The organism is Lysobacter claricitrinus, assembly GCF_045866565.1.
Taxonomy (GTDB): domain Bacteria; phylum Pseudomonadota; class Gammaproteobacteria; order Xanthomonadales; family Xanthomonadaceae; genus Cognatilysobacter; species Cognatilysobacter claricitrinus.
This window is the reverse complement of the sequence record NZ_BAAFZV010000002.1, coordinates 69,859-90,706: the sequence shown is the minus strand read 5'-3', so window position 1 is coordinate 90,706 and position 20,848 is coordinate 69,859. Positions and strand designations below refer to the sequence as shown.

At 68.4% G+C, this 20,848-nt stretch carries 25 protein-coding genes; 12 read left to right on the top strand and 13 right to left on the bottom strand.

Annotated elements, in window-relative coordinates; translation table 11 throughout:
- Window positions 1–3: 3 nt before the first annotated feature.
- Window positions 4–864 (bottom strand): flagellar motor stator protein MotA, encoded by an 861-nt coding sequence (motA, locus tag ACKTTN_RS05065; RefSeq protein ID WP_407908804.1) that lies wholly within the window; start codon window positions 862–864, stop codon window positions 4–6.
- 164 nt (window positions 865–1,028) lie between these two features.
- Here motA and ACKTTN_RS05060 point away from each other — a divergent pair, with 164 nt between their 5' ends.
- Window positions 1,029–1,601, top strand: coding sequence for a BON domain-containing protein (locus ACKTTN_RS05060; RefSeq protein WP_407908803.1), 573 nt, complete (start codon window positions 1,029–1,031; stop codon window positions 1,599–1,601).
- Between the two features lie 70 nt (window positions 1,602–1,671).
- On the opposite strand, the gene ACKTTN_RS05055 is transcribed toward ACKTTN_RS05060, so the two are convergent.
- Entirely contained in the window at window positions 1,672–4,092 is a 2,421-nt protein-coding gene (locus ACKTTN_RS05055) for a TonB-dependent receptor plug domain-containing protein (protein ID WP_407908802.1), read from the bottom strand.
- Between the two features lie 164 nt (window positions 4,093–4,256).
- Here ACKTTN_RS05055 and ACKTTN_RS05050 point away from each other — a divergent pair, with 164 nt between their 5' ends.
- On the top strand, window positions 4,257–4,559 hold the full coding sequence (locus tag ACKTTN_RS05050; protein WP_407908801.1) for a hypothetical protein: 303 nt from the start codon (window positions 4,257–4,259) through the stop codon (window positions 4,557–4,559).
- A 102-nt stretch (window positions 4,560–4,661) separates the two neighbouring features.
- A complete protein-coding gene (locus ACKTTN_RS05045; protein WP_407908800.1) occupies window positions 4,662–5,561 on the top strand; it encodes a DUF72 domain-containing protein in 900 nt (299 codons plus the stop codon).
- Between the two features lie 96 nt (window positions 5,562–5,657).
- Here the strand turns inward: ACKTTN_RS05045 and ACKTTN_RS05040 are convergent, their stop codons facing one another.
- The 3 genes from ACKTTN_RS05040 to ACKTTN_RS05030 are packed head-to-tail and all read right to left on the bottom strand — an operon-like array spanning window position 5,658 to window position 7,616.
- Window positions 5,658–5,963 carry a cupin domain-containing protein gene (locus ACKTTN_RS05040; RefSeq protein ID WP_407908799.1) on the bottom strand — a complete coding sequence of 102 codons (306 nt, stop codon included), beginning with the start codon at window positions 5,961–5,963 and terminating at the stop codon, window positions 5,658–5,660.
- A 49-nt stretch (window positions 5,964–6,012) separates the two neighbouring features.
- Entirely contained in the window at window positions 6,013–6,723 is a 711-nt protein-coding gene (locus tag ACKTTN_RS05035; protein ID WP_407908798.1) for a DUF6058 family natural product biosynthesis protein, read from the bottom strand.
- Entirely contained in the window at window positions 6,723–7,616 is an 894-nt protein-coding gene (locus ACKTTN_RS05030) for a DMT family transporter (protein ID WP_407908797.1), read from the bottom strand. The genes ACKTTN_RS05035 and ACKTTN_RS05030 overlap by 1 nt, the downstream gene beginning before the upstream one ends.
- 171 nt (window positions 7,617–7,787) lie before the next feature.
- Between ACKTTN_RS05030 and ACKTTN_RS05025 the strand changes: the two genes are divergently transcribed.
- Both ACKTTN_RS05025 and ACKTTN_RS05020 read left to right on the top strand, forming a co-directional pair.
- Window positions 7,788–8,681: a LysR substrate-binding domain-containing protein gene (locus ACKTTN_RS05025; RefSeq protein ID WP_407908796.1), complete on the top strand. Its 894-nt coding sequence runs from the start codon at window positions 7,788–7,790 to the stop codon at window positions 8,679–8,681.
- 60 nt (window positions 8,682–8,741) lie between these two features.
- Window positions 8,742–9,686: a DMT family transporter gene (locus ACKTTN_RS05020; RefSeq protein WP_407908795.1), complete on the top strand. Its 945-nt coding sequence runs from the start codon at window positions 8,742–8,744 to the stop codon at window positions 9,684–9,686.
- 3 nt (window positions 9,687–9,689) lie between these two features.
- On the opposite strand, the gene ACKTTN_RS05015 is transcribed toward ACKTTN_RS05020, so the two are convergent.
- Window positions 9,690–10,049 (bottom strand): cupin domain-containing protein, encoded by a 360-nt coding sequence (locus tag ACKTTN_RS05015; RefSeq protein ID WP_407908794.1) that lies wholly within the window; start codon window positions 10,047–10,049, stop codon window positions 9,690–9,692.
- Window positions 10,050–10,156: 107 nt separating this feature from the next.
- Window positions 10,157–10,555 (bottom strand): VOC family protein, encoded by a 399-nt coding sequence (locus ACKTTN_RS05010; protein ID WP_407908793.1) that lies wholly within the window; start codon window positions 10,553–10,555, stop codon window positions 10,157–10,159.
- 124 nt (window positions 10,556–10,679) lie between these two features.
- Here ACKTTN_RS05010 and ACKTTN_RS05005 point away from each other — a divergent pair, with 124 nt between their 5' ends.
- Together ACKTTN_RS05005 and ACKTTN_RS05000 are read left to right on the top strand one after the other, a co-directional pair.
- Window positions 10,680–11,075: a DoxX family protein gene (locus ACKTTN_RS05005; protein WP_407908792.1), complete on the top strand. Its 396-nt coding sequence runs from the start codon at window positions 10,680–10,682 to the stop codon at window positions 11,073–11,075.
- Window positions 11,076–11,079: 4 nt separating this feature from the next.
- On the top strand, window positions 11,080–11,295 hold the full coding sequence (locus ACKTTN_RS05000) for an RNA-binding S4 domain-containing protein (RefSeq protein ID WP_407908791.1): 216 nt from the start codon (window positions 11,080–11,082) through the stop codon (window positions 11,293–11,295).
- Between the two features lie 12 nt (window positions 11,296–11,307).
- Here ACKTTN_RS05000 and ACKTTN_RS04995 read toward each other — a convergent pair whose 3' ends face one another.
- A complete protein-coding gene (locus ACKTTN_RS04995) occupies window positions 11,308–11,961 on the bottom strand; it encodes an arylesterase (RefSeq protein WP_407910012.1) in 654 nt (217 codons plus the stop codon).
- Window positions 11,962–12,022: 61 nt separating this feature from the next.
- Here ACKTTN_RS04995 and ACKTTN_RS04990 point away from each other — a divergent pair, with 61 nt between their 5' ends.
- The 4 genes from ACKTTN_RS04990 to ACKTTN_RS04975 all read left to right on the top strand — a co-directional run bounded on the left by ACKTTN_RS04990 (window position 12,023) and on the right by ACKTTN_RS04975 (window position 17,613).
- A complete protein-coding gene (locus tag ACKTTN_RS04990) occupies window positions 12,023–12,742 on the top strand; it encodes an ABC transporter ATP-binding protein (RefSeq protein ID WP_407908790.1) in 720 nt (239 codons plus the stop codon).
- A complete protein-coding gene (locus ACKTTN_RS04985) occupies window positions 12,742–15,246 on the top strand; it encodes an ABC transporter permease (RefSeq protein WP_407908789.1) in 2,505 nt (834 codons plus the stop codon). Before ACKTTN_RS04990 ends, ACKTTN_RS04985 begins: the two co-directional genes overlap by 1 nt.
- Window positions 15,247–15,497: 251 nt before the next feature.
- Window positions 15,498–16,010, top strand: coding sequence for a hypothetical protein (locus ACKTTN_RS04980; protein ID WP_407908788.1), 513 nt, complete (start codon window positions 15,498–15,500; stop codon window positions 16,008–16,010).
- A 25-nt stretch (window positions 16,011–16,035) separates the two neighbouring features.
- A complete protein-coding gene (locus ACKTTN_RS04975) occupies window positions 16,036–17,613 on the top strand; it encodes an XVIPCD domain-containing protein (protein WP_407908787.1) in 1,578 nt (525 codons plus the stop codon).
- 2 nt (window positions 17,614–17,615) lie between these two features.
- Here the strand turns inward: ACKTTN_RS04975 and ACKTTN_RS04970 are convergent, their stop codons facing one another.
- The 3 genes from ACKTTN_RS04970 to ACKTTN_RS04960 all read right to left on the bottom strand — a co-directional run bounded on the left by ACKTTN_RS04970 (window position 17,616) and on the right by ACKTTN_RS04960 (window position 19,454).
- A complete protein-coding gene (locus tag ACKTTN_RS04970) occupies window positions 17,616–17,852 on the bottom strand; it encodes a hypothetical protein (RefSeq protein ID WP_407908786.1) in 237 nt (78 codons plus the stop codon).
- A 796-nt stretch (window positions 17,853–18,648) separates the two neighbouring features.
- On the bottom strand, window positions 18,649–19,086 hold the full coding sequence (locus tag ACKTTN_RS04965; RefSeq protein ID WP_407908785.1) for a nuclear transport factor 2 family protein: 438 nt from the start codon (window positions 19,084–19,086) through the stop codon (window positions 18,649–18,651).
- 11 nt (window positions 19,087–19,097) lie between these two features.
- On the bottom strand, window positions 19,098–19,454 hold the full coding sequence (locus ACKTTN_RS04960; RefSeq protein ID WP_407908784.1) for a hypothetical protein: 357 nt from the start codon (window positions 19,452–19,454) through the stop codon (window positions 19,098–19,100).
- Between the two features lie 48 nt (window positions 19,455–19,502).
- On the opposite strand from ACKTTN_RS04960, the gene ACKTTN_RS04955 reads away from it, so the two are divergent.
- Window positions 19,503–20,018 carry a GNAT family N-acetyltransferase gene (locus tag ACKTTN_RS04955; protein ID WP_407908783.1) on the top strand — a complete coding sequence of 172 codons (516 nt, stop codon included), beginning with the start codon at window positions 19,503–19,505 and terminating at the stop codon, window positions 20,016–20,018.
- Here ACKTTN_RS04955 and ACKTTN_RS04950 read toward each other — a convergent pair.
- Window positions 20,003–20,497, bottom strand: a complete 495-nt coding sequence (locus ACKTTN_RS04950; protein ID WP_407908782.1) for a hypothetical protein — start codon at window positions 20,495–20,497, stop codon at window positions 20,003–20,005. The genes ACKTTN_RS04955 and ACKTTN_RS04950 overlap by 16 nt on opposite strands.
- A 68-nt stretch (window positions 20,498–20,565) precedes the next feature.
- Entirely contained in the window at window positions 20,566–20,847 is a 282-nt protein-coding gene (locus tag ACKTTN_RS04945; RefSeq protein ID WP_407908781.1) for a DUF3253 domain-containing protein, read from the bottom strand.
- Window position 20,848: the final 1 nt, after the last annotated feature.

Sequence of the window (20,848 nt, the reverse complement as noted above, 5' to 3'; positions counted from 1 at the left end):
CGATCAGCCCTTGGCCGCCTTGAGGTCGGCCTCTAGGTCCTGGAACGTCGGGCGCACGTCGGAGAAAAGAAGCTTGCGCGCGAACTCGATGGCGACGCTCGGCGCATAGCCGCGCAGCGACGCGATCAGCGCCATCTTGACCACTTCGAACGCCTTGCCGTCCTCGTGCGCGCGGGTTTCCATCGCGCTGGCGATCGGGCCGACGAAGCCGTACGACACCAGGATGCCGAGGAAGGTGCCGACCAGCGCGGACGCCACCTTCTCGCCGATCTCGGCCGGTGCGGCGCTGCCGACGATCGACATCGTATTGATGATGCCGAGCACCGCGGCCACGATGCCGAAGCCCGGCAACGCATCGCCCACCTTCTGCATGGAATGCGCGGGTTCGAGCAGCTCGTGGTGATGCGTTTCGAGTTCGTACTCGAGCAGCGACTCGAGTTCGTGCGGCGCCATGTTGCCGCCCACGATCAGGCGCAGGCAGTCGGTGATGAAGTCGAGGATGTGGTGGTCACCGAGAACCTTCGGATACTTCTGGAAGATCGAGCTGTCCTGCGGCTGCTCGATGTGCGCTTCGATCGCCATCATGCCTTCGCGACGCATCTTCACCAGCAGCTCGTAGATGAGCTTGAGTAGGTCGACGTAGTCCTCGCGCTTGTACTTCGGGCCCTTCATCACGCCCTTGACGCCGGCAAGCGACGCCTTGATCACCTTGATCGGCGTGGCGACCATCCATGAACCCGCGGCGCAGCCGAGGATCACGATGATTTCGTTGAGGTGCCACAACGCGAGCAGCTTTCCGCCCACCATCGTGAAGCCACCGATCACGCTGCCGATGACGACAACGGCTCCGATGATCAGATACATCCGTGTGGCTCCTGACGCAGGGGACTCGACACCCGTAGCTATCGGCGACGCAGGTCGCTTCTTGAGCTAACCGGCTGTTCAGCCATGCCGCGGCCGCTCGACGTTGGCGTACCGGTCACGGCTGCGCGACCAGCATCACGGGCAGGACACCGCAGGAGCACGACATGAACCACCCCACCCCGCACGGCCCCAACCGCGACGCCGGCGCCCGCCTGTACGAGGACATGCCCTCTGTTACCGACCACGGCTGGGCCGGCACCGGCCGCGCCGATGGCTCGTTCGGCCCGCCCGAGATCGGCGGCCCCGAGGAGCCGCGCTACGAGCGCGATGTGCAACGCGCCGAAGGTCGCGCGATCGACGAGTCCACCCGGCGCGCCATGCACGAGCGTCGCGGCCCGAAGAACGCCACCCGGTCGGACTCGCTGATCGCGGAGGAGCTCAACGAGCGGCTGCGCGACGACGAGCTGCTGGACGCCTCCGAGATCCTCATCAGCGTCGACAACGGCCGTGTGCTGCTGACGGGCGAAGTGCGCGAGCGCTGGATGAAGCACCGCGCCGAGGACATCGCCGACGCCGTGCGCGGCGTGGTCCAGGTCGAGAACCGCATCCACATCGACAACGGCCTCGCCTCGTTCGGCCGCGGCGGCGCGGTACGCAGTGGTCCGGGCCAGCCGGGCAGCGGGTTCTCCACCTCGTCGCCGAACCACGGCGCGGGCCGCGACAGCTACAACGCCTGACGCACCGTCACCGACCCAAAAGAAAACGCCCGCATCGCGCGGGCGTTTTCACATCACGTCACATCGACCGTCAGAACCCGTACCAGAACCTGGCGAAGTAGGCGCGGCCGTTCAGGCCGAACTGCACGCTCTCGTAGATGTGGCCGTTGTCGGTTTCGTTCGGGTCCTGCCGCGTCGGGAACACGTCGAACAGGTTGGTCACGCCGAGCGTGAGCTTGGCCTGCGACGTGAACGCATACGTGCCGCTGATGTCGGCCGAAGTCTTCGCGTCGTAGTGCTGGTTCGGGACGCCGGCTTCGGTGCCGGAGAACGTGCCGAGCTCCTGCGGGCCGAAGTGGATGATCTTCAGGTTCGCGTTCCACTGGGCACGCGTCCAGTCGAAGCCGAGCACCGCCTTGCGACGCGGCGCGCCGTTCTCGACGAACAGGCGATCACGCTCCGGCAGCAGCGTGTCCTCACGGCCGGCGAGCGGGGCCGGCGCGTTCACGTTCGTCACTTCGGTGCGGTTGAAGTTCGCCGCGAGGAAGCTGTCGAGCGCGCCGCCCCACAGCGTCGCGTGGTGCGACAGCGTGAGGTCCAGGCCGGTGGTCTTGGTGTCGACCGCATTGACGAAGAAGCGCGCCACGCCGACGTCGCGCGCGGCGAGGATCGCACCGATGTTCGGGTCGTCCGTGCCGAACTCGCCGGTGAGGATGATGCGGTCGTTGATGTCGATGCGGTACGCGTCGGCGGTAAGCGACAGCGCGCGCGACGGCGTCCACGTCAGGCCGAGCGTGCCGCTCTTGGACTTCTCTTCCTTCAGCGACGGAATGCCCGCGGCCTGCGCCAGCGCGCTGTCGTTCGACGCGATGACGATGTCCACCGGCTCGCCGCTGATGAAGTCGGTGATGGTCGAGGAGAAGTACTTCTGCTGCAGCGACGGCGCACGGAAACCGGTGCTGTACGAACCGCGCAGCAGCAGCGTGTCGGTGGCCTTGAACGCGGCGGCGATCTTGCCGTCGACGGTCGAGCCGAAGTCGCTGAAGTCTTCCCAGCGCACGGCGAGGTCGGTGGTCCAACGCGGCGAGAGGTCGAGCTCGACGTCGGCGTACAGCGCATCGCTGGAGCGGGTGCGGTTGGTGACGTCGGCCGGCTGGAAGCCCGGGAAGCCCTGGCTGCCCGCATTGCCGCCGACGCCCGCGCCGTCCGCGTCGATGTACGAATTCGGCTCGCCCGCGCGGATGCGGTAGCGCTCCTGGCGATGCTCGGCGCCGAACGCGAGGTTCATGCCGTCCAGCACGCCGTCGTAGAACCGCGAGAAGTCGAGGTTGGTGGTGCCCTGCTCGAACGAGAAACCACCCGCATCGAAACGCGACGCGCTGACTGCCGGCCGCCCCGCGATCGCCTCGGCGTTCGCGATGGACGCGTTGAGCGTGTGGTTGATGTCGTAGCGCAGCTCGTTGTAGCCGTGCGTCTGCGACAGGTCCCAGTGCCACAGGCCGGCATCGCCGCGCAGGCCCAGGATGCCGAAGCGATCCTCGATGTCGCCGTCGATGAAGGGCACGAAGCCGTCGGGGTACATGTCGGGCGAGTTGCGCGACGGGATGTCGTCGCTGCCGACGCCGCCACGCGCGAACGCAGCCGACGAGGCGGCACGGCTCTGGATGCCGGCGGTGAAGTACAGCGTGGCGGCGTCGCCCAGCGGCTGGTCGCCGTTGAAGAACAGCGTGCGGTTGATGACCTGCGAGTCGCCGATGATGCGCAGCGGGTTCTCTTCGGTCGCGCGGTTGGACCGGCCGCGGTCCTGCCATTCGCCGGTCACCGCGAGCGTGCCGCCGGTGGCGAGCTTCATGCCGCAGTAGGCGGTCGCGAGCCAGTTCTCACCGTCCCCGCGCGAGTACTGGCCCCAGCCGAACACGCTTTCGCAGCCTTCGCGGCGCTTGAGCGCGATGTTCATGACACCGGCGATCGCGTCGGAGCCGTACTGCGCCGCCGCGCCGTCACGCAGCACTTCGATGCGGTCGATCGCCATCACCGGCACGGAGTTGAGATCGGTGCCGGTATTGCCGCGGTTGCGCGCGCCGTAGATGTTCACCAGCGACACCGTGTGGTGGCGCTTGCCGTTGACTAGCACGAGCGTCTGGTCCGAGCCCAGGCCGCGCAGCGACGCGCCATCCACCAGGTCGGCGCCGTCCGCACCGGTCTGGCGCGTGGAGATGAAGGACGGCACGGTCGACTGCAGCGATTGGGCAAGATCGAACTGCCCACCGGTCTCGACCTGGCGCTGCATCGGCAACACGTCGACCGGCACCGGCGTGGTGGTTTCGGACGAGCGCTGGATCCGGCGCGAGCCGACCACGCTGACGTTGTCGAGCTGGCGCGGCGTGTCGTCGGTCGGCGTGGCGGACGCGTCCTGCGCATGCGCGCGCGGCATGGCGCCGAGCGCGAGCACGACGGCGATCGTCGAGCACAGCACGGCCCGACGCGGATGGTCGATCGAAAGTCGCTGCATCTGTGTTGTCCCCAAGACAAGAAGTGATCCCCTGCGCGGAATCTAGCGGGCCGCCGCGGGCGCGTCCACGCGATGAACCGCTCAGGCATGCGGCGAATCCATCACACGGCCTTTGCCGGTGCGTGCCTAGCCTCGAAATCGCCCCAACGAAGGACGTACCGACCATGCCCGTGATGCGTATGCGAGTGACAGGCAGCGACCACCACGCCCGCGCCATCGGCAACCTGCTGGCGAGCATCGACGGCATCGAGCACGTCGAGGAAGTGGCCGACCTGACGCCCCACATGGACGACGCCGATTCGAGTTCGGCCGGCCTGCCCGACGACCAGGGCCCGGGCGTGCACGAGCTCGAAGTGGAAGCGCCGAACGACTACACCGTGCGCCGCGTGCGCGACGCGGTGGAAGCGCTGGCCTACGACCTCGATGTGCTCATCGAATTCGAAAACGACGACGACTGGAACAGCTGAGCCGATCCCGATGTACCGCTATCCGAGCCCGCCGCGCATGAGCCGCCGTCGCCTGACGGTGCGCGAGCCCGCGCGCGTCCACGGCCCGGCGGGAGCCTGACCATGCTTGGCCGGCCGCACGAGACCCTGCTGTCGGACCGGTCGCCGCGGACGAACGCGTTTCTCTCCGGTGCACCCACCGTATTCGGCAGCGGCGTTCCGGCGGTGGACGGCGTACGAATCGGCATCGGCGGCTGGACCTACGCGCCGTGGCGGCACACGTTCTATCCGCAGGGGCTGGTGACGCGGCGCGAACTGGAATACGCGAGCCGCCGTTTCTCGACAGTCGAGATCAACACCACGTTCTACGGCGCGCGGCGCGCATCCGAGTACGCACAGTGGCGCGAGCAGACGCCCGAAGGTTTCGTGTTCTCGGTCAAGGCGCCGCAGCACATCACCCAGCGCGGCCCGCTGGCGAAATGCGGCAAGGCCGCGTGGGCGTTCCTCAACGGCGGCCTGGCCGAGCTCGGTGACCGCCTGGGCCCGGTGTTGTGGCACATGCCACCGAGTCGCCTGTTCGACGCCGACGACCTCGCCGCGTTCCTCGACCTGCTGCCGCGTACGCTCGACGGCCGGCCGTTGCGGCACGTCATCGAACCCGGCCATCCGAGCTTTGTCGATCCGCGCTACGTCGACATCGCGCGCGGCTTCGGCGCGGGCACGGTGTTCACCGACGCGCCGGACATGCCGGTGCTCGGCGACGTCACCGGGCGCATCGTCTATCTGCGGCTGATGCGTTCGCGCGTCGACATCGCCGAAGGCTACGACGGCGCGGAACTCGATACGTGGCTCGAGCGCGCGCGCGAATGGGCGCGCGGCGAAGAACCAAACGACGTCGCGCACCTGGTCGAGCCCGCGGCGACGCTCGGCAAGCGCGAAGTCTTCGTCTACTTCATCGGCGGCGCGAAGCAGCGTAATCCCGCTGCGGCGATGTCGATGATTTCGCGGCTTCTGCGTCGCTGATTCGCGGCTCGTTGCGTCGACCGATCGCGGCGGCGTTTCGGCCACACCACACCGCGAGATATCCGAGTCCAGCCGCGGCTCCGCTGCCACGAGGTATCAGGCGTCGCGGTCGATGATGACCAGCGTGCCGTGGCTGCCTTCGGCGACTGCATGCGCAACGTCGGCGGGGACGATGTAGACCTCGCCGGCGCGCACGCAGGTGATCGCCCCGCCGATATGCAGGTTCATCTGGCCCTCCAGCACGAGCAGCGCTTCGTCGAACGAATGCGACTCGTCCGGGTAGGCACGGCCGTCCATGCGCACGATCTTCAAGTTTGCACCTGCGGCGCGGCCGACGACTGTGGATCGCCAAGCCTCGCCGAGCGACGAAGCCAGCGCGACGAGGTCCGTGTGTGCCGCCATCGAAGAACTCCATGGTGAAGAGTGAATGCGTTGGCTCGCTGGCGGGTCGTCAGGAGCCGGCGAGTTCAGTCGCCGGCGTTGAACGCACGATCGCACCAAAGTCCTCGACCAGCCGACGACGGCTGCTGGACGGATATTCCTGCGGCGCGAACGGCATCGCCGCATCGGCGTACGCATCGATCATGACGATCAGCGGCGCGCGGTCGCGCGCTGCAACGGTGCGTTCCGCGCGGCACGTCAGCAACTCCTGCAGCATTTCCTTGCGCGCGATACCGGCAACGCGGGCGCAGTCCGTAACGCAGAGACCGAACGTGCCATCCATGAGATGGGTCCATGCGATTTCGCAGCGGGCATCGAGCGCCGCCTGCAGTGGCGACGCGTCGTCGGCGAAGTAATCGTGCAGGCGCGCGATGTCGCGATCGATCGCGCGCAGCGCCGCCGCGAAGCGCCTGACGAACCCGCGATGCAGAACGCGACGCGTAGCATCGATGTCCAGGCGACGACGGGCGCGCAACGCACGTCGTACCCACGCGGCGGTACCGGGATGGAAATATGCGCCCGGCGCTGCATCCGTCCCGGCAAAGGCGCCGAAGACCACCGACACCAGCGTGCCGCCGTCGTCCACGCGATACGACGGGCGCGGCGACAATCCCGCATCGACGAGCGATTCGAGAAGCGCCGCGTCGATACCGCAGGCGGCGGCGAGTTGCCCGGTCGTGCGGTAGTTCGACGCCAGATAGCCCGCAGCCGATGCGGACATCACTTCGCCCGCTGGCTCATCGCCACGCTGCCGAGGATCAGCGCGGCAGCGATCGCCATGCGCACCGTCGGCACTTCGCCCAGCAGCATCCACGCCCACGCCACGCCGAACAGCGGCACGAGGTACGTCACCGTCGACGCGCGACCCGCACCGATGCGCGCGATCAGGCGGTAGTACATGACGAAGGCGATGCCGGTGCACATCACGCCGAGCAGCGCGACGGACAGCCACGCATGCGCCGACGGCATGCGCGTCGGCCACTGCGCGATGCCGAACGGCGCGACGAGGATCGCGCTGCACAGCAGCGTCGCCGGCGCGACCGCGGTGGCGGGCAGGTCGGTGAGATGGCGGCGCACAAGATTGATGCCGATGCCGTACAGCAACGCGGCGGCCGAGCCTGCCATCACCGCGGGCCCGATGTCGGCGCCGGCGATGCGGCCACTCGCGAGGACGACCACGCCGCCGAAACCGGTGGCGAGCGTGAGGCTGCGCGCCAGGCCGATCTTCTCGCGGAAGAACATCGCGCCGACCAGTGCGGTGAAGAGCACGGTCATCGCGTTGCAGATGGCGCCCACGCCGGCCGGCGCGCGCTCGGCGCCCCATGCGAACAGCAGGAACGGGATCGCCGAGTTGATCGCGCCGATCAGCGCCAGCTTCGGCCACATGCGCAGCGGGAACGATGCGCGTGCCTTCCACAGGAACGGCAGCAGCACGGCGGCACCGAGCGCGAGCCGCAATTCGACCAGCGCGGCGGGGCCGAACTCGGGCGCGGCCACGCGCATGAAGAGGAACGACGCACCCCAGATCGCACCGAGAACGCCGATCTCCAGTGGCGTCACCCACGAGGTGGCAGACGGGGCCGCGAGCGGTGCCGCGGACGCATTGACGGACATGGCGTTTCCTCCGGAAAGCACGGGCTTGGGCCGGGGCGCGGTGTCGACGCGATCCGCGTCGTGCGACCGCCGGCCATGAGCCAGGTTGGTGTCGCAGCCCATTTTCCGCGCGACGGCAGGCCACACAAGCGCATACTTTCGCGGTCCGACACGAATCTGGCTTGGGTCTCGATGAGTACACGCGCGGAATGGCTGTCAGCGCTGGCCGCCTTCGAATCGGCAGCGCGCCACCAGAACTTCGCCCATGCCGGCGAGGAGTTGCACCTCACGGCGAGCGCGGTAAGCCACCACGTGCGCAAGCTGGAATCGCGGCTGGGGCTGCCGCTCTTCCAGCGCCACGCACGCGGCGTCGCGCTCACTGCCGCCGGCCGCCAGCTGGCCGACGCCGCCAGCAGCTCGCTCGCCGACCTCGAGGACGTTCTGCGCGGCCTCAAGACATCCAGCGAAGACCGCGACATCGTCCGCGTCGCCACGCTGCACTCCTTCACCTGCGCCTGGCTGATGCCGCGCCTGCCGCGCTTCGCCGCGATGCATCCGGGCATTCGCCTCAGCATCGAGACCGGCTTCGCCCTCGCCCGCTTCGATGACAGCGGCCCGGACCTCGCCATCCGCCACGGCGGTGGCCAGTGGCCCGGAGCGCAGGCGACCAAGCTGATGGACGAACACCTGTTCCCGGTCGCCGCGCCGACGATGCCGGGCATCGCCGAAACAAGAACCGCGCGCGACGTCGCCAGCCTGCCGCTCGTCGCCGACAACGCGCGGCAGGGCTGGCACGACTGGTTCCGCGCGGCGAAGGTTCTGGGCATCACGCCGGACGAGCGCTTCCGCTTCACCGATTCCACCGGCGCGCTGGAAGCGTCGGCCACCGGCCTGGGCGCGGTGCTCGCACGCGAACACATCGTCGCGCCCTATCTCGCCAGTGGGCGGCTCGTGCAGCTGCCTGGCCCGTCGCTCACCGCGCGGTGGGCGTACTACATCGTGGTGCCGACGCATCGTCACCTGCGCCCCGCGGCGCGCACGTTCGTCGACTGGGTGATCGACGAGGCGCGCGCACACGCCGGTTGACCACGCAATCCGTGACGACGACGGCGCGGCATCGCTGCACGCACCGTCGATAATGGCCCGATGTCGACACCCGATACCCGCCGCGCATTCCTCCAGATCCACGCCTGCGTGGCGCTGTGGGGCTTCACCGCCATCCTCGGCAAGCTGATCAGCCTGCGTGCGTTGCCGCTGGTGTGGTGGCGCATGTTGTTCGTGGTCGCGGTGCTTGCGTGCGTGCCACGCGTATGGCGCGGCCTGCGCGCGATGCCGGCACGACTGATCGCCGCGTACGGTGGCATCGGCGTTCTGGTGTCGCTGCACTGGCTGACGTTCTACGGCTCGATCAAGTTGTCGAATGCGTCGGTGGGCGCAACGTGCATCGCGCTCGGCACCGTGTTCACCGCGATGGTCGAACCCTGGCTCGCGCGCACGCGCTTCCAGCCTCGCGACTTCCTGCTCGGCGTCGCGGTGCTGCCGGGTGTCGCGCTGGTCGTCGGCGGCATTCCGCACGGCATGCGCGCCGGCGTTGCGGTCGGCACGCTGTCGGCGTTGCTGGTCGCGTTGTTCGGATCGCTCAACAAGCGCTTGGTCGAACATGGCGACGCGCTCACCGTCACCGCGATCGAACTTGCCGCTGGCACTGTCGCGATCACGGCACTGTCGCCACTGATGGGCTGGCTGGTGCCCGGCGAAGGCCTCGCGCTCGACCTGCCCTCGTTGCGCGACACCGGCCTGCTGCTCGCGCTGTCGATCGGTTGCACGCTGGTGCCGTACGCGCTGTCGCTGGTCGCGTTGCGGCACATGAGCGCGTTCGCCGCGCAGCTCGCGGTGAACCTGGAGCCGGTGTACGCGATCGTCCTTGCGATCCTGCTGCTGGGTGAGCAGCGCGAGTTGAGCGCCGCGTTCTACGGCGGCGTCGCGATCATCCTCGGCGCCGTGCTCGCGTATCCGCTGCTGCACAGACTGCGACGCATCGAGCATCCCGAGATGCTCGCGGCGTCGGAAGCGAAGGGCGCGATCGACTGATCGTCAGCCGCGCTTGCGGCCCGGGCCTTTCGGATCGCCGTCGCGAGCGAACGCGGGCGGGTAGTAGAAGTTGAGCGTGCGCAGCAGCGCCGTGCCGGTATTGCGCACTTCGTGGCGCTCGCCTTTTTCGATGACGACGAGCCGGCCCGGTTCCAGCGTGATGCGGCGTTTGCGACCGTCGACCTGCACGGTCGCGACGCCGCGCCCGTCCACCACGTAAAGCCACTGGTCCGCGCCGCGGTGGTAGTTGTCGTCGCCGCCTTCCGTGTCGCCGGGCGCCAGCACCATTTCCGCGCACTGCGCACGCCGCACTTCGAACGCGACGCGAAACCCTTCGCCGAACGTCAGCTTCTTCGTATGCATCGCCGCCTCCTGCATGGAGACTCGCATCGCACGTGTCGACGTGCGGTCAGGCTCCGGAAACGACGAAGGCGCCGCGGGTGCGACGCCTTCGTGGCGGGACCGGACGGTTACGCCGGCGCGTGGTCGCCCTGGTCGAACGTCATGTAGCAGATGTTGAGCTTGTTGCCGTCGAGGTCGCGGAAGTACGCGGCGTAGAAGCCGGGAAACCGCTCGCCGGGCGCGCCTTCGTCGCTGCCGCCCAGTTCCAGCGCCTTGGCATGCACGGCATCGACTTGCGCGCGATCCTTGGCTTCCAGCGCCACCATCGTGCCGTTGCCCACCGTCGCGACGTTCTTGTCGAACGGCACGGTGACGCCGAGTCCGGCGCCCTGCCCGCCGTTGCCGTAGGCGATGAAGTAGCCGGGTTGCTCCATCTCGCGCTTGCCGCCGATCAGGGCGAGCAGCGTGTCGTAGAACGCGGCCGCGCGTTGCAGGTCGTTGGTGCCGATGGTGGTGTAGGCGATCATCGCGGGTCTCCGGAATCGAGCCGGGATGCTACCCGGTTCACACGATGCGAACCTCGCCGTCCGCCGGCGCAGACAGCCATGCGGCGATGCGTCTATGCTCGCCGCGTTCGAACAGGGGAATGCCATGAACGCCAATACCCAACACGACATCGGCAAGCTGTTGCTGCGCGTCACGCTCGGCGTGCTGATCCTTTTCCACGGCCTGTCCAAGCTCAACGGCGGTATGGGCGGCATCGTCCACATGGTCGAAGCGCATGGCCTTCCGGGCGCGCTCGGCTACGGCGTGTTGCTCGGCGAGGTTATCGGACCGCTGATGCTGATCGCCGGCTTCCACGCACGCATTGGCGCGGTGCTGGTCTTCATCAACATGGTCGTCGCCGTGCTGCTGGTGCACATGGGCCAGATCGGTTCGTTCAACGACCAGGGCGGCTGGGCGCTGGAGCTGCAGGCGATGTATCTCGTGTCCGCACTCGCGCTCGCACTTCTCGGCCCGGGACGCTTCAGCGTCAACGAGCGCTGACGGCATGACGCAGACGATCGACTTCGCGCTCGAGGGCGAGTTCGTCGAGCTCAACCAGCTGCTGAAGCTGGTCGGGCTCTGCGACAGCGGGGGCGCCGGCAAGCAGGTCGTCGCCAGCGGCGCCGTGAACGTCGACGGCGCCGTGGAATTGCGCAAGACCGCGAAGATCCGCGCCGGCCAGGTCGTGCGCGTGGGCCACGTCGAAATCCGCGTGGCGTAGGCCCGACCGGCGTCAGCGCAGCATCGGCCGCACCGACGGCCACACATGGTCGAGAAGCCGCCCCTGCACCGCCGCGGTGGGATGCAGGTTGTCGCGCTGGAACGCGGTGCGGTCGAGCATGATCGGCTCGAGGAAGAACGGCACGAGCGTCGCGCCATTCGACGTCGCGACCGTGGTGTACGCGTTCGCGAAGCTGTCGGTGTAGGCACGCCCGAGGTTGGGCGGCATGCGCATGCCGAGAAGCAGCACCTTCGCGCCCGAGGCCTTCGACAGCTTCACCATGCGATCGAGATTGGCCTGCATGTCGCGCGTCGGCAGGCCGCGCAGGCCGTCGTTCGCGCCGAGCTCGATCACCACCACCGCCGGCTTCGCGCGCGCCAGCGCCGCGGGCAGGCGCGACAGGCCGCCGGCCGTCGTCTCGCCGCTCACGCTCGCGTTGACCACCGACCAGCCACCGCCGCTGGAGCGCAGCCGCTGGCCGAGCAGCGACACCCAGCCCTGCGACACCGCGATGCCGTAACCCGCCGACAGCGAGTCGCCCATCACCAGCACGGTCTTCGTCGTCGGCGGCGCGCGCACCGGCGTTTTCGCCTGCGCAGGCGCGACCACCGCGAGGGCGAACAGAAGTACTACCCACCAAAGGCCCTGTTGAACACGGGACTTCATGCCTTCATATGCGTAACTCATGCAGTCCTCCGGCCGACCGTCCGGCCTCACTGGAGACATGATGCTCGACGCCACCGTGAACCCCGGCCGAAGGACCGCGCCCTCCGCGCTCGCTGCGGAGGGCCTGGGCAAGCACGTCCCCCTGCCCTCCGGGGATCTCGTGATCCTGCAGGACGTCGGCTTCGCGATCGCGCCGGGCGAAACCATCGCCGTCGTCGGCGCGTCGGGCTCGGGCAAGAGCACGTTGCTGTCGTTGCTGGCCGGGCTCGACGTGCCGTCGTCGGGGCGCGTGCTGCTGGATGGCACGGCGTTGTCGACACTCGACGAGGACGGCCGCGCGCGCGTCCGCGGCGAGAAGGTCGGCTTCGTATTCCAGAACTTCCAGCTGCTGCCTTCGCTGACCGCGCTCGAGAACGTGATGCTGCCGCTCGAACTGCGTGGCGATGGCGATGCCGAGACGCCGGCGCGCGCGATCCTGCAGCGCGTCGGCCTGGGCGAGCGTCTCGGCCACTACCCGCGACAACTCTCCGGCGGTGAGCAGCAACGCGTCGCACTGGCGCGCGCGTTCGTCACCCGCCCCGGCCTGCTGTTCGCCGACGAGCCCACCGGCAACCTCGACACGCACACGGGCGCGGCCATCATCGAACTGCTGTTCGAACTCAACGCACAGGCCGGCACCACGCTGGTGCTGGTGACGCACGACGACGCGCTCGCCACGCGCTGCAGTCGCCGCCTGCGACTGGACGCGGGACGCCTCGTCGACGATTCGGCGACCGCATGATGCCGACCGCGCTCGTCCTCGCATGGCGCCAGCTCCGTCGCGACCTGCGCGCCGGCGAAGTGCGCATCCTGCTCGCTGCGATCGTGCTCGCGGTGGTCGCCGTGACGGCGGTCGGCTTCGTCACCGATCGCGCGGACCGTGCGCTCGCGATCGAAGCGAACCGCCTGCTCGGCGGCGACGCCGTGCTGCGCGGCGACGATCCGCCGGCAGCGCGACAGCTCGAAGCGGCGCGCGCACCCGGCCTGCGCTCCACCGAGACGCGCGAACTCACGACGATGGCGTCGGTCGGCGAAGGCGATGCGCAGCGGCTGAAGCTCGCGGACCTGCGCGCGCTCGGCGAAGGCTTTCCGCTGCGCGGCGATTTCCGGCTGGTCGACGCGCAGGGTCACGAGTCCACAGCTACGCACGGGCCCGCGCCCGGTACCGCGTGGCTGACGCGCAACGGCGCGCAGGCGCTCGACGCGAAGCTCGGCGATGTCGTGGCGCTGGGCGATGCGTCGTTTCCGATCAGCGCGATCGTTGCGCAGGAGCCCGACGCGTCCACCGACATGTTCAACATCGCGCCGCGCGTGCTGATCGCGATGGCCGACCTGCCGCGGACGGGGCTCGTGCAGCCGGGAAGCCGCGTCGAGTACAAGCTCGTCGTTGCCGGCGACGCGGGTGCGGTGGAGCGCTTCACCGCCATCGCCAGGTCGACGCGCGTCCGCGGGCAGCGACTCGACACCATCGGCAGCGCGCGGCCGGAGGTGCGCTCGGCGCTCGATCGCGCCGGGCGTTTCCTCGGCCTTGCCGCGATGGTGTCGGTGATGCTGGCAGCGGTCGCCGTCGCCATGGCCGCGCGACGCCACAGCGAGCGACATCGCGCAGGCGCGGCCGTCATGCGCTGCCTGGGCGCCTCGCAGCGACGCATCGTCGCGATCCACGTTGGCGAGCTGATGCTGCTCGGCGTCGCCGCGAGCGTGGTCGGCGTCGTGCTCGCGTTCGTCATGCAATGGGGCATCGGGCTGTGGCTTGCGCAGCGGCTCGGGTTGTCGATTCCGCCAGCGGGATGGATGCCAGCGCTGCAGGGCCTGTTGCTCGGTCTTGTCGTGCTGCTCGCCTTCGGCGCGCCGCCAGTGCTCGCGCTGCGTCGCGTGCCCGCCTTGCGCGTGCTGCGGCGCGACCTCGACGGCTCCGAGCCGAGCGCGTGGCTGGTCGGTGCACTCGGCATGGCCGCACTCGGCGCGCTGCTGTGGTGGAAGGCGGGATCGGCGACGCTCGGCGTGGCGATGCTGGTCGGTGTCGTCGCCACGCTCGTGGTGCTTGCGCTGCTCGCAGCATTGTTGATCGTCGCGGTGCGCGCGCTGCGTTCGCGCATGCGCGGTCCGTTGCGTTACGGGCTCGCGAACGTGAGCCGACGTTCGGGCACCAGCGTCGCGCAAGTGTGCGCGCTCGGCCTCGGCCTGATGGCGCTGTTGCTGCTCACGTTCGTGCGCACCGACCTGCTCGACCGCTGGCAACGCTCGCTGGCGACCGATGTGCCCAACCGTTTCATCATCAACGTGCAGCCCGAGCAGGTCGCGGACGTGCGCGGGTTCGTGCACGGAGAAGGCCTCGAAGCGCCCGTCATGTTCCCGATGATTCGCGCGCACCTGGTGAGCCGCAACGGTGTTGCCGTCGATCCGAAACGCTATGCCGACGACGATGCGCGCCATTTCGCCGAACGCGAGTTCAATCTGTCGGTCGCGGACAAGCCCGAGTCGAGCAACCGCATCGTCGACGGCCACTGGTGGCGTGGCACGCCGCGCGCAGCGGAGTTGTCGGTGGAGAAGCGCTTTGCGGACCGTCTCGGCTGGAAGGTCGGTGATCGCGTCGGCTTCGACATCGCGGGGCAGCCGTTCGAAGCGCGGATCACCTCGTTACGCGAGGTCGACTGGGAAAGTTTCAAGCCGAACTTCTTCGTCGTCGCATCACCACATGTGCTTGATGGCTACTCCGCGAGCTGGATCACCGCCGTGCGTGTGCCCGCATCGCAGCCGCGCTTCACTGCGCGCATCGTCGACCGCTTCCCCAACCTCACCGTGATCGATGTCGACGCCGTGCTCGCACAGGTGCGGGCAACGGGCGACCAGGTGTCGACGGTGGTGCAGGTGGTGTTCTGGTTCTCGCTCGCCGCCGGCGTGCTGGTGCTGATGGCCGCCGTGACCGCGAGCCAGGACGAGCGCCTGCTGGAAGGCGGCGTGATGCGCGTGCTCGGTGCGAAGCGCGCACAGCTGCGACTCGCGCAGGCGTCGGAGTTCATCGCGATCGGCCTGCTGTCGGGCCTCGTCGCTGCGATCGCCGCGTCGGTGCTCTCCGGCGTCATCGCGACGCGCGTATTCGATCTTCCGTGGCAGTTCGATGCCAAACCGGCCATCGCCGGTGCTGTCATTGGCACGTTGGCCGCGCTGATCGCAGGCCTGTGGGCCACGCGGCGCGTGCTCGACGCGCCGCCGTCGACAACGCTGCGGGAGCTGCAGGAGTGACGTTGACGGCGGCATGTCGCGCGCCGTAGCGTAGGCGCGCCTCGCCATGGAAACACGGAATGTTTCGAGCCTTCGGCCCGGATAGGCCCTTGCACAAAGCGCGCGGTCGGCACGTCGCACATTGGATGCAGCGCCGACCGATCCACGCGGCCCGCAAGACCAGCGAACGCGCCCTCGCGCGGACAGTCTTGAGTCAACTCGCGCTTTTCGCGGGCTTGATCGTCAGCCTCATTGCGACAGGATGTCAGTCGATGCCCCATACCTCACCGGACCACGCCGCCGCGACGTCGCCAGTCGCCGAGCTTCGCTTCGATCACCACACGTTCGGTGCGTACTGCTATGACACGCGCAGCTGCAGGATCGTCTATGACGGGCACGAGCACGTGGCGTCGTCGCAGGAACACGACGCGCGCGCACTCGATCCCGTGAATGATCCGCCGTCCTGGCGCGGTGGCGAGATTGTCGACCGGACATTCCCGGGCCCCGTCGAGATCTCGTGGCAGTCGCTGGACGGTACGCCGCTGAAGGCGTCGATCGACCTCGACCGCATCTTCAAGGATCGACGCATCCTTCATCGCGTTCCGAAAAACGAGTTGCCCAAGAACGCGCTCGTCGATGACCCGGCAATCATCGTCGTGGTCGACAACCGCAAAGTCGACGTCTACATGCGCGCGTTCGTGCCGACGCTCTCGGAGCAGATCCCGGGCAACTCGCACAGCACCGCACGCACCGACCTGATGCTGGCCTGGTCGCACACGTACTGAATCGGCAGGACGCCGGAGAACATCGATGACGGAGAAGCATTCGGTCGGGCCGGACGGCATTCTCGAGGACGGCGTCGGCTACCGTCTCGCCGATCGCGCCGACCTGCAAACCTACGACGAGGCGCAGCGGCAACTCGCCGCGTTCCGAATGCCCGTGCTGCTGCCGGCATCCGATCCCGACGTCCGCCTGTACGTGGCCTGCTTCGACGGGACGGGGAACAATGCGACGCGCGACCCGGAGCATGCCTCGAACGTCGCGCGCGTCTACGACGAGCTGCACGCACAGCGCGATGCACGCGTCGGCGCCGGCTACATGGAAGGCATCGGCACGCAATCGAATCCGATCGTGCGGCTCGCCGATGGCGCCATTGGGTTCAGCTACGACGACAAGCTCGAGCGCATGTACCTGCAGTTCTCGCGGCAGGTCTTCGAATGGAAGCGTGAAAACCCCGATGCGGACATCCGCATTGCGGAGCTCGGTTTCTCGCGCGGTGGCGAGGAGGCCGCGGGGTTCACCCGGATGGTCGCCGAGCGCGGTGTGCAGGACCCCTCCGGCGCCGTTCGCGAACATGGCGTTATCCATTACACCAAGCCACCGCTGGTCGAACTGGGCCGCGTCGCGCAGGTGCTGATCGAAATCGACCCGGTGGGCACCGGCGCGCCTCGCCTTCACGATCGTCGCCCGGCGCCCAGCGTGATCGCGGGCGTTCAATTCGTTGCGCGCGACGAGGCGCGGAACCTGTTCCAGTCGACGAGCATCATGGATCCGGGAGCGACCGCCGACGGACGCTTCCTCTCGGTCACCATCGCAGGCGCGCATTCGAATCTCGGCGACACCTATCACCACAACGGACTCGGCGTCCTGACGGGAAACATGGTGACGGACGCGGTCAACGCTCTGTCCGACACGCCGCTTCTGGCCAAGCGCGCGCTGCCCGAACGCGCCGAGTACTACGCCATCCATCGTTCGCAAGAGACGCTCCCGATCTACCGCACGTCTGTCTTCGACGCGCACCACGAACGTGGCCGCGTCGACGCCCTCGCACCACGCGGGACGCCGGGCGATCGCTTCAATGCCGAGCCACGCGACGAGGCATTGGCCTCGCGCTTTGAATTTCGGCCGGTCGCGATTGGACCGCTGCCTGCAGAAACGCCGAAGCTCGCGCCGCCGTCAGCGCCGGCCGCCCCACCGACCGCAACGCTGGGCGACGCCGACCGCGCGCTACACGGTCAGGCCCTTGCGGGCGTGCGACGTCTGGATACGCAACTCGGTCGCACCAGCGACGCCGCGAGCGACCGCGTGGCGGCTGCACTGCTGCCGGTGGCCCGTGAAGCGGGCCTGCGCCGCATCGACAACGTCGTGCGCAGCGACGACGGGCGGTATCTGTTCGCGGTCGAGGGCGAGCTGACGTCGCCGACGAACCGCTGGGCGCGCGTCGATGCCGGTGTCGCGGCGAACACGCCGGTCGAAACAAGCATGCAGGCGCTGCGCACGTTGAACGCGGAAATCGAACGCCGCGGGAACGTGGCGATCGATGCGCCGGGCCAGTCGAAGATGCACGAGCCGCCGTCGCCGCCTGCGCGCACGATCGGCGCGCTCTGACCTCAGCAGGTCTGCATCGATATCGCGGAGCGGATCATCAGTGCGTCCTCCCCGCGCGCGATCGCCCAGGCATCGAGGCCAATGCCGAGCACGAGAGTAGGACTGAGCTGCGCGAGGTCGACTTCGGCAACGCCCATGTCGTAGGCGTCGAGCTCGCGGTGGGCATCGAGCGCGGCAGCGAGTCGTTCCGCCACCACGTGCATCGTGCCATCGGTCATCTGGAATGCATGGAGACGCATGCATGCCTCGCGGGCGACGCGTGTCGCCGTTCCCTGGCCGCATCGGGCGACCGCCGGGTTCATGGGCCCCCTACGAGGAGTCCCCGGCCGACGACGCCGGGGACTCATGCCTCTCAGGAGGCTGGTTTCCGCGCGTTGTATCGCGGAATCGCGACGGAGAGCCGTCGCACCGTCACGCTGCGCCGACACCCGTTAGCCGTGCGTGACGGCAACGCGCACAAAAAACCCCGGGCCAGAAGGCACGGGGTGGAGAGGAAATGACTGCGACCACGGTGATGCGGACTGCGCGATCAGCCTCATCCAGCGGCTGTGAGACCGTCGTGATGACGCGCGACCGTTCGTCGTCGAAGTATGCGTAGCGTGCGGCCGACGCAGCGCTGATAAAGAAAGCCCCGGCAGGACCGGGGCAGGCAAGCATCGTCGCCGCGCCACACCTGTGCACTCGGTGCGTCGGGGGCCGCGGTCGGTGCCATGACGGCTTTGCTTGTCGGCGGCCTTGGCGCAAAGGTGCGGTGCGAACGGTTAACCGATGCTGATCGGAACGACGAACATTCGATATGTTCGATCCGGGTCGCAGTCAGGTGCAATGCGGATCGCATCGGAGTCAACGGGGGCGCATCGTCATCGCGAAGCGTTGTTCGTTATGTGGCACAGGTGACGCACGGACAGGCGTGTAGATCGTGGAGGTCGTGTCGCAAGCGCCATCGACGAAACACGCAATCGAAACGCCCTGTTGGTTCGATGGTAGTAGTGGTGCGGATCGTGTCGCCCCTGTTGCGCAAGGCCTGATGTGCGATCAGTGCGTGGGCGCAGGCCGCTTCCATGCGTGGCTTGCGACGAGTACCCAGCCATTTGCGCGGCGGATCCACGTGTCGGTGAATGCGGAGTCGGCCGCGAATGCCTGGCCACCCGCGGTGCCGCGAATATGCGTGATGCCGGTAACGACCGCCGCGTCGCCGTAGCGTCGCACCACCTGATCGCTGTTGCGGAACTCGTCGTAGCGCGGCTCGCGTTTCGTCACTTCGTCCAGTGTCTGCTGCAGGTTCTCGACCACGCCACTTGACCCGGTCAGCGTGAAACCCGGATCGAGTGCGCGTCGCAGGTAGTCGACGTCACCGATTTCGAAGGCATGGCAGAGCGCAGCCTCGGTGTCACGGAGCTCCCGCTCTGCGCGGTCCATCGCGAACGCGGGTGTCGACGCGAGCAGTGCCAAAGACAGCAGCGCGATTCGCACGCGGACCTCCTTTACGACGACGCGTTGCCGCCGTCTTCCCAGTGGAAGCGATGCAGAAGGCGATGCGCGACCGGCGCGACCACCAGGCCGGCGGCGACGATAAACACCAGGCCCGCGTAAAGCGCATACATGCCGGCGAACAGCTTGCCCGACTCGTGCTTCGGTGGATCGACCGGCCCCATGCCGCCGAGCAGCATCGACGCGTTGAGGAAGGCGTCGGTGGCGGACAGCGACTCGAACGCCATGTAGCCCGCCATGCCGATGCCGAGCGACAGCACCAGCAACGCACACGCCACCAGAACATGCTTGCCAAGGCGACGCACGAACTGCGCGCGGCTGAGGGGCGGACGTCCACGGGGTTCGTACATGCGACCGATGCTAGCGCGCCACGCCGCCCGCGCCTACGATCCGCCGCCATGACCGACGAACGCATCCTGCTGCGCAACGCCACATCGTCCGACCGGGCCGCCCTCGTCGCCTTGAACGCAGCATCGGTCGCCGTGTTGAGCCCGATGGACGCCACGCGCTTCGACGCGCTGTTGGCCGAGTGCGCACTGTGCCGGGTCGTCGAACGCGATGGCACCGCGGTGGCGTTCGTTCTCGCATTTCGCGAACGTGCCGCGTACGACAGCGTCAACTACCAGTGGTTCGACGCGCGCTATCCGCGATTCCTGTACGTCGATCGCGTCGTCGTCGCGGCTACCCATCGCGGCGCGGGCATGGGACAACGCCTCTACGCCGATGTGTTCGAGAATGCACGCCGCGACGAGGTTCCCTACGTCACGTGCGAATTCGACGTCGACCCGCCGAACCCGGCGTCCGAACGCTTCCATGCACGGCAGGGCTTCGTCGAAGTCGGACGACAGCGGCTGCCCGGTGGCAAGCAGGTCAGCCTGCAGGCGGCGGACGTCGCCGCTCAGTCGATGCGGTAGACGCGCGCCTTCGGGTGGTCTTCGTCGAGTTCGAGGAACCAGCGGCCGGCGAGTCCCGGCACCAGGCGCACCGTCGGGCCGTCGATCGCACGGCGCAACGTGACGTTGCCCTTGAGCACCTTCCACTGCTGTCCGTTGTCGAGTTCGAACACCGTGCCCGGCGCCCACCCGGCGACGCTGCCGTGGACTTTTGCGGTGATCGGCTCACCGTCGAGGCCGATGAACTGCACGGGCGACGAAGGCGTCGCATCGTCGGCCGCCGTTGTGACGCGCGCGGCCGCCGCCGGACGCGTCGCGGCGTCGCGTGCGTCGGCGTCCTGTAGCAACGCGTTGAGCCGCGACAGCTGCTCCGGCGTCAGTCCGACCGACGCGACCTGCTCCGGCGTCAGCCGCTTCTCGATCGCGACGTAGTGGTCGGCGGCGGCGGCAGGAAAGGACCCGACCAGCAGGATGGCAAGCAGTAGACGGCGCAGGCTCATGGCGGATCGCGGCAGACGGACCGGGCCACGTTATGACTGCCGTGTTGCAGTTCCGAGACAGTGCGGCATCAAGCGTCCACGGGGAATTGCGGCCCGCGCCGGAGCCTGATCGGGCCGGTGGCCATCAGCACGTCGGCCGACGGCAGCACGCGCTCACCCTGCGTCACCGCGATCACGCCGCGCTCCGACAGCAGCGCGGCGACGCGACGCACGTCCGGCATCGCGGCACGCCACGCGGCCTCGTCGGCGTGCAACGTTCGCGCGACGTCCGATGGACAGATCGACGACGTCGACGCCCGCGCGGACAGCAACGCGATGATCCCGTCGCGGATCGTCGCGTCGTCGGCCATC

Bases quoted from the DNA above. Each gene is read 5' to 3' on its own strand.
- motA (WP_407908804.1), bottom strand. From the start codon at position 864: ATGTATCTGATCATCGGAGCCGTTGTCGTCATCGGCAGCGTGATCGGT.
- ACKTTN_RS05060 (WP_407908803.1), top strand. From the start codon at position 1,029: ATGAACCACCCCACCCCGCACGGCCCCAACCGCGACGCCGGCGCCCGC.
- ACKTTN_RS05055 (WP_407908802.1), bottom strand. From the start codon at position 4,092: ATGCAGCGACTTTCGATCGACCATCCGCGTCGGGCCGTGCTGTGCTCG.
- ACKTTN_RS05050 (WP_407908801.1), top strand. From the start codon at position 4,257: ATGCCCGTGATGCGTATGCGAGTGACAGGCAGCGACCACCACGCCCGC.
- ACKTTN_RS05045 (WP_407908800.1), top strand. From the start codon at position 4,662: ATGCTTGGCCGGCCGCACGAGACCCTGCTGTCGGACCGGTCGCCGCGG.
- ACKTTN_RS05040 (WP_407908799.1), bottom strand. From the start codon at position 5,963: ATGGCGGCACACACGGACCTCGTCGCGCTGGCTTCGTCGCTCGGCGAG.
- ACKTTN_RS05035 (WP_407908798.1), bottom strand. From the start codon at position 6,723: ATGTCCGCATCGGCTGCGGGCTATCTGGCGTCGAACTACCGCACGACC.
- ACKTTN_RS05030 (WP_407908797.1), bottom strand. From the start codon at position 7,616: ATGTCCGTCAATGCGTCCGCGGCACCGCTCGCGGCCCCGTCTGCCACC.
- ACKTTN_RS05025 (WP_407908796.1), top strand. From the start codon at position 7,788: ATGAGTACACGCGCGGAATGGCTGTCAGCGCTGGCCGCCTTCGAATCG.
- ACKTTN_RS05020 (WP_407908795.1), top strand. From the start codon at position 8,742: ATGTCGACACCCGATACCCGCCGCGCATTCCTCCAGATCCACGCCTGC.
- ACKTTN_RS05015 (WP_407908794.1), bottom strand. From the start codon at position 10,049: ATGCATACGAAGAAGCTGACGTTCGGCGAAGGGTTTCGCGTCGCGTTC.
- ACKTTN_RS05010 (WP_407908793.1), bottom strand. From the start codon at position 10,555: ATGATCGCCTACACCACCATCGGCACCAACGACCTGCAACGCGCGGCC.
- ACKTTN_RS05005 (WP_407908792.1), top strand. From the start codon at position 10,680: ATGAACGCCAATACCCAACACGACATCGGCAAGCTGTTGCTGCGCGTC.
- ACKTTN_RS05000 (WP_407908791.1), top strand. From the start codon at position 11,080: ATGACGCAGACGATCGACTTCGCGCTCGAGGGCGAGTTCGTCGAGCTC.
- ACKTTN_RS04995 (WP_407910012.1), bottom strand. From the start codon at position 11,961: ATGAAGTCCCGTGTTCAACAGGGCCTTTGGTGGGTAGTACTTCTGTTC.
- ACKTTN_RS04990 (WP_407908790.1), top strand. From the start codon at position 12,023: ATGCTCGACGCCACCGTGAACCCCGGCCGAAGGACCGCGCCCTCCGCG.
- ACKTTN_RS04985 (WP_407908789.1), top strand. From the start codon at position 12,742: ATGCCGACCGCGCTCGTCCTCGCATGGCGCCAGCTCCGTCGCGACCTG.
- ACKTTN_RS04980 (WP_407908788.1), top strand. From the start codon at position 15,498: ATGCCCCATACCTCACCGGACCACGCCGCCGCGACGTCGCCAGTCGCC.
- ACKTTN_RS04975 (WP_407908787.1), top strand. From the start codon at position 16,036: ATGACGGAGAAGCATTCGGTCGGGCCGGACGGCATTCTCGAGGACGGC.
- ACKTTN_RS04970 (WP_407908786.1), bottom strand. From the start codon at position 17,852: ATGCGTCTCCATGCATTCCAGATGACCGATGGCACGATGCACGTGGTG.
- ACKTTN_RS04960 (WP_407908784.1), bottom strand. From the start codon at position 19,454: ATGTACGAACCCCGTGGACGTCCGCCCCTCAGCCGCGCGCAGTTCGTG.
- ACKTTN_RS04955 (WP_407908783.1), top strand. From the start codon at position 19,503: ATGACCGACGAACGCATCCTGCTGCGCAACGCCACATCGTCCGACCGG.
- ACKTTN_RS04950 (WP_407908782.1), bottom strand. From the start codon at position 20,497: ATGAGCCTGCGCCGTCTACTGCTTGCCATCCTGCTGGTCGGGTCCTTT.
- ACKTTN_RS04945 (WP_407908781.1), bottom strand. From the start codon at position 20,847: ATGGCCGACGACGCGACGATCCGCGACGGGATCATCGCGTTGCTGTCC.